Annotated in this window: 3 protein-coding genes; 2 read left to right on the top strand and 1 reads right to left on the bottom strand. The window is 36.5% G+C overall.

Features of this window, described 5'->3' with window-relative positions; translation table 11 throughout:
• Positions 1-236 precede the first annotated feature (236 nt).
• Positions 237-3,029 carry a hypothetical protein gene (locus BUB93_RS11100; protein WP_073272264.1) on the top strand — a complete coding sequence of 931 codons (2,793 nt, stop codon included), beginning with the start codon at positions 237-239 and terminating at the stop codon, positions 3,027-3,029.
• Positions 3,030-3,067: 38 nt separating this feature from the next.
• Entirely contained in the window at positions 3,068-5,491 is a 2,424-nt protein-coding gene (locus tag BUB93_RS11490) for a restriction endonuclease (protein ID WP_073272261.1), read from the top strand.
• Between the two features lie 371 nt (positions 5,492-5,862).
• On the opposite strand, the gene BUB93_RS11090 is transcribed toward BUB93_RS11490, so the two are convergent.
• The coding region (locus BUB93_RS11090) for a transposase (RefSeq protein ID WP_084117292.1) at positions 5,863-6,837 on the bottom strand (975 nt) is incomplete at its 5' end.

The following is a 6,837-nucleotide window of genomic DNA, read 5'->3' as shown; positions in this document are numbered from 1 at the left end:
GGCTATGCGTGGCAAAGGAAACACTCCTTTCACATTCAAATATTTTGACGTAAAAACGAACAAGTGTTCTTAAAAGTATTATTACATATTTATAGAATGGATGCAAGAAGAAGTTTAGTGAGGTAAATAATATATTGAAATTAGAGTTGCTTGATGGGATAATAAGGGTGTGTTTGAGAACTGTCCCGATAACGACGGAAATGCAGATGGGTTGGACTAGAAGGAGGCATTAATAAATGGGTAATAACATGAATAAAATTATTGAGCGATTTAATAAAATCAAGGATCATAAACCGAAAGCAACAAAAAAGCTGAATGAAATTGGGGATATTTTAGCATCTGCATATAAGATTGATCCAGAAGCAGCAGATCAGATGTGGCAGTATATAGTTGATCTTAATGTTACTGATGATAAGACAAATGCAAAGTTTTACATAGCACAAGTGTTTAATAAACTTATTGACCGTATGTCCTCAGAAGACGCCACTACTTTAATTGCTATGACACCAGAGCGAGTAAAATTAATGGTGTTTTTTGGATATGAAGGTGGAACACTCTGGCGATGTTTCAATACCTTAGTCCGTGGATTTATAAAAATGGGAGATATTGAAAACGCAATTGTTTGCACTAACATTTTCTTTGAAAAATTTGGTGGTGTTTTTTCGGGGAATTTGGAGATTATGGATATCGTTCGTTATGCCGCGAATATATGCAATGAATTGATTTCTGAGGGAGAGTATGAAGAGGAAGCGAAAGAGTATTATGATTATTTAAGTCAGTCAGAAAACGAAGATATTTGCAATCTTTTAAATCTTTTTAAGGTTGTAAATGGGGTGTCAATTCCAGAAGATTATGAACAGTTGTTTCAGATCGCTTTAGAATATAAATGTTCTGTGGAATACTACAATCTTCTTTGGGTAGCTAAAGATAGCTATAGCATGGATGAATTGAAAGAAAAATGGGTTCATTATATTGATGCTTGTGATGAAACAGATATCCGCCCTTATGACTATTTGTCTGAAGATGAAGACGATTATATCCAATCTAAGACACATTTTTACGTGGAATTGGAAAAATCTTCGGATGAGTTGCTGGAGTGTTATTTTAATCGACCAAATATTCATTCTGTAGAAAGCGCCATCATTTGGGACTGGATCGAATCTGAAGACTGGGATCGTTTTGTTAAATACATTTCTATGTCAGTTATGTCCACCAGCGATGAATCCTTTAATTGGTCTAGTGTAAAAAGAGTGTTAGACGACTATATGAATTCATATTTTTATGATGAATGGAGAGACTCTACAGATAGATTTGGTAGAAGCTATAAAGAAATGATCAAATCTCGTGGCAAGGAGTTTTGCAACGCATTAGCACGTATTTCTGCAATCACAACCGGTTGTGATTGTCATGAGAGTCTGCTTGAGTGGATTAAAGATTTTATTCAAAAGCAAAGTGGAAGTCTTGAAATATTAAATGAATATGGATTTGAAGAGAGCGTGGAAGAACGGTCAGCAGAAATGCGATTAGTTGATTATATTCAGGATTTTCTTAAGAGCGGAAAAGAAATTCATACTTCACATTCCACCAAATATTCGTTGATTTGGGATGCGCTTAGAGAAGAGTGGTACAATAACACCAACCATAATAATACTATCACTATAAACATTAGTATCAACGCAGACAAAACCGTCACTAGCGCTACGGGTTCTTCTGCAAAAGAAGAAAATGTAGATGAGGAATTAGAACAGCTGTATAGACTAGGGTTGCTTGACAGTGTCGCAGAATTCTATTTTAAGCATTGCCCAAATGAATATGATATGCGAAAAAGAATGATATCGGCATGCGTAAAAAAGGGGAATGTTAATCGAGCAGTTGAAATGATAGACTTGATGGCTTCAACAAAAAATAATTCAGGGTATAATGATCGAAATGGCTGGGGCCGTCAAAATATGCTTACAATTATGTATCTGATACATGAATATGACTATACTGCAACCGATAGTTGGGACGCACAGGGTATTACGGATGAGATACGCCAGGTTGTAAAACAACTAGTATATAGAATGATGCCTTCATTGCCGGATCATTCCAGAGAGGAATTGAAAAAGGATATTTATAGAATAGACCAAGATAGAGACGACTCTGATGAGTATATCTGTCAACTTCTTACCGATGCAGAAGTATATTCTACTTTCCCGAAACCTAGAGGAAATGGAAATGCTCATGAGGTCAATAGAATGTCTGACGAGTTCATACATTGTTTTGAACGATTGTCAAAAATGAAGCGCTTAGATATTGTCGGACAAATCATGTCAAAATTTGCCGCTGTAAAAGAAGTGTTAAAGCCTGTTACATATGAAAGTTGGATGAGTTTTATGGCTAGCGGGCTAACCAGTGAGGACCTGGTTGCTGTATACAAGAATAATCCGGAAATATTTGATGCCTGGCTTGATATGAATAACATTAGAACATATGATATATTCAATATTGCCGAGCGATTAGGAAGCAGTTGCACAAGAGATGAATTTCTTTCATTCAGAAATAGGGTTATCTCTCATAGAGGCATGGTAGAGGGGATTGATATGGCATTCAAATCAAATTCTGATAATACTCCTACCCAGCTTTTGTTTGAAGGAAAACATGCCACAATTAAATTGGATTATATCGAGTTTTGGGGCTATAATCCGATCAGTGGTGCGACCTTTCACCTTCTTACTAAGAAAAAGAGTGGAAAACTCAGCAGTGTGAGATTTCTTACGTTCAAAATCAATGATGTTGATGTGAATAATATCAGTACTTATACAGAGTTTGATGATGAGGGGCCAAAGGTAGGTTATAATCTGTGGCAAAATGATAGCGAAGATACATTAAGAATTTATTCTGATTTCTTCAATGAGAATGAGATGGCACAGATTAATAAAGTAGAACTTCAAATTGTTCTAATGGATAATAATGCAAATACGCTTGAGACTTCCAAACCAATTATTCTTAAATTGGACATGTATTCTGGCGAATATAAGGTGATTTAGAATCCGTTCTTTTATGAACGGAGGAAAGAAGGAGAGGTATGAATTCAATTATAAAAATAATTTCACAAGAATTCTTGAATGAAGCAAAGGCTTCACCAAGGATGTTGGAAGATCTAGCTGCTATGGAAAAATATATGTCCGAAAGTTATGACGGAAGGACATTTATTGAATTACTACAAAATGCAGATGATACAGGTGCGAAAAAAGTGATTGCATTTACTGTAGGCGATTCATTGATTGTAGCTAATGATGGAAGACCTTTTGACAAAAACGATATTATGGCCATTTGTCGCTCTGGAGCCAGTGATAAGCAAAGAGGTAACAATATCGGCTATAGAGGAATTGGATTCAAAAGCACAACAACAATTTCAACTGAAATAGTGATTCATTCAGCAAATGCTTTTTTTACATTTTCAAAGTCTGTCTGTGCAAAGACCTTGGGTATGCAGGCGGATAGAGTACCAACCGTAAGAATTCCATTCTTGTATGATGAAAAAACATTAACTAAAGAATTGCGCACGGTATTATCAAAATATAAATGCGACGGTTTCACAACATTTTTTATCTTTACTGGAGCTAACATTACGAAGTTTATTGGCGAGCTAGAAACGTTTGATGAAGGTTGGTTATTGTTTCTGAAATCAGTAGCCAAGGTTGAAATTAATTGCTCGTATTATAGTAAAAAATGTGAAGTTGTAAGAAATCAGTTAAACAATAAAGATTGTATTGTAGGAATAGCAGGTAAAGATAAACAATGGTATTTGATTACGTCGAATAACGTTAGTTTGGCATTCAAGTATGATTCCGTAAAGGGAATCATTCCGTGTGAAAATGAAGAAGCAGTATTCCATTGTTTTTTACCTACTCTGGATAAAACGGGATTTCCATTTAAGGTAAATGCGGACTTCTCCACAGATCCATCCAGAAAGCATATTATTCTTGATGAAATCACTAATGCATCAATTAAAAGCTTGCAACATTTGTATGCAGAGACAATCGTGCATGTTGCTCGAACTAATGATGTAAGACTGTATCAGATTATCGCATTATTGTGTAATCATACTACACTGAATTCTTTGGTTTCACAATTTGAAAATGGGTTATTAGAAAAACTGCGAACTTATTCATGGGTTACATTAAATAATGGTCAATATGTTTCTCCTTCAAATGCTAAACTATTTCAGAAGTGGTTAAACCGCCCAGAAAGATTAGCGGTTCTGCAGGTTGCGTCTTTCTTGGCAGATTACACAGTACGTGAAGAATGGTTGGAATTTATAGATAAAATAGACACACTGCTAGTTAATCTTGGTGCGACCGAAATCCATATCAGAGACTTAGTGGAGTTAATGACAAAGCCGGATTGTGTAAGAAGGATTCCTATAGAATTGATGTGCAAAATCTTTGTGTATGGTAATCGAAGTCTCTTTTTTGAGGAGGAATTACTAGGACGCATTTTGGTGCCGACCAATAATGGATTTTCGCGGTTGATAGAAACGGATTCAGATACAGAATTAAACATAGATTATGTCAATGGTATAAAGAATTTGCTAAACGCTAAGGAAACTGAAAACATAATTATGAGATATCCGGCTTATGGATTACTACTTAAGAATAAATATAGTAGGAAACCGAAGATAGGGCCTTTGCAGGATGTCAGTTTGAGTTCAGTTGCTAATTCTACTCGAATGACGATTAATAAGTGGAAAACCCCTGTACAAAACTGTATTTCCTTAGAAAGTCTATTAGGTTTTACTGCAAAAAATGTTGAGAAAAAATCTACGGAATACTCTGTCGTTAGTACATCTCCAGATGGAGAAGTGTTCTATATTGCCGTTAAAAATGTTGGAACACTAGGTGATTCTTTTAAATTGAGCGAAGCCGAATATGTTGCAGCACAAAGATATGGTGCGCATTACAAAGTATATTTGTTTTCTACTGAAACGAATGAAGTTGAATATACTGTAATTATAAACCCACTTGATACGATTCCAATGAAAAAAGTTGTTAAGGAATGGGAATGGATGTGTAATGATTACAACACAGGCAATAAACCATCGACTAATGAAGCTGGAGCGGCATATGAAATGGATCAAGCCCAAACATTAGAAACAAATTTTGATAATATGGATGGCGTGCAGTTTGAAAGATTCTGCGCACAACTTCTGATGAAGAATGGATACGAGGATGTATCAATGACTATTACTTCCGGAGACCAAGGAATAGATATTATTGCATATCAGGATAGTATTAAATATGGTATTCAATGCAAATGTTACTCTTCAGATATCGGAAACAGCGCAGTGCAAGAAGTCTATGCTGGTAAAAACTATTATAAATGCAATGTAGGAATTGTAATGACAAATCAGAGGTTTACACCGTCAGCGATTCAGTTGGCTGAATGCAATGGAGTAATACTTTGGGACAGGGATATTCTATTGAAGCTCATAAAAAAAGCTCATTGAAAATGAGTCAAAGGGCAATAGTAAATGAACTTATATAGGATAGTTTTGTGTATAAGTTTGAGTCTACATTGCTTAAGCCAGCAAACGTATAAATATTTTTCTTGAATGTAAAGGGGACACTTCCCAACCAACCGTCAAAACCGACATTAAGGGTGTATAAAAGCATCCTTTGGAATAAAAGGAATAAAAGGGGACACTTCACAACCAACCGTCAAAACTGACATTAAGGGTGTATAAAAACATCCTTAACCTTTGTTGCTATGATTAAATGATTAATCATAGCGAACTATCAAAAGACAAGAAATGCAAACGATCACAACAAAACTAATCCACCGGTTTGGAGGAGTGGGGAAAATGATTTTTAATTATCCTTATGAAGCTTTAGGTTTTATGAAATCTAGGATCTCCGGGTAGATATTTTGATATTTGGGGATCGACTTGATCAACTCATAACCCTTGTTGCAAAGATTAGCTGCCTGGCTTGCAGTAATGTTGCCTAAAGTCTTGCAGATGTCCTTGTATGTGAAGTCGCAGAGGCAGCGCATCAAAAATGTAGATACAGCTCTTGCATCTGAAAGGCTGCGGTTATATTTGACGTTGATGAAGTTGGGAATCTCAGTTTTAAGAGCTGATTCCACTGCATTAAGGATTTCATGTGGAGAATAATCCCTGTAGATTACGACTCTTTCGCTTTTGTAATCGTATTTGTCGTTTTTGACATAGTCGTCTATGAGCTCGTAGTACTTTTCCTTTTGTGTGACCTTGTTGCAGGAAGAGACAAACTCGGCGTATCTTACCATGGCTTCTTTTGGGTTACTGGCAAATTGAGATAGAATAAAGTCTGGGTCAGCCAGGCCGAAGTCATAGTCGTAGTTTCCAAGGTATATTCCGTAAGATGAATAAGGGTAGGTATGTACAGCATCCCTGTAATCGGGAATGTCTTTGGGGTTGTTGTGGATGTATGCTGATACCACCAGGTTATACACATCGTCAAAGACTGCCCTGCTTAAGAACCTGCCTTGGAAAACATGACCGTGCCTTCTGTACTTTTTGTTGTAATACTGGGCATAGCAAAGATTGATGCCGTGCATGAACTTGGACATGTCAGATCCCCTAGGGTCTAGCTGTATGTGGACATGGGTATCCATAAGGCAGTATGAGAGTATGCTGCACTGGAATTTTTCGCAGTACAGTGCAAGAAGCTCTAAGTATTTTACCTTGTCTTTGTAGTTTTTAAACAGGGTAAGCTCGCTTATGGAGCGGCACATCACATGGTGGACGGTATCCGGAGCTTTTATACGGGCTATGCGTGGCAAAGGAAACACTCCTTTCACATTCAAATATTT

It is taken from the genome of Alkalibacter saccharofermentans DSM 14828, from assembly GCF_900128885.1.
GTDB classification, from domain to species: domain Bacteria; phylum Bacillota; class Clostridia; order Eubacteriales; family Alkalibacteraceae; genus Alkalibacter; species Alkalibacter saccharofermentans.
The sequence above is the reverse complement of the archived record's forward strand: the minus strand, read 5'-3'. Positions and strand labels throughout refer to the sequence as shown.

Coding starts and splice junctions, on each gene's coding strand:
- BUB93_RS11100 (WP_073272264.1), top strand. CDS start 237: ATGGGTAATAACATGAATAAAATTATTGAGCGATTTAATAAAATCAAG.
- BUB93_RS11490 (WP_073272261.1), top strand. CDS start 3,068: ATGAATTCAATTATAAAAATAATTTCACAAGAATTCTTGAATGAAGCA.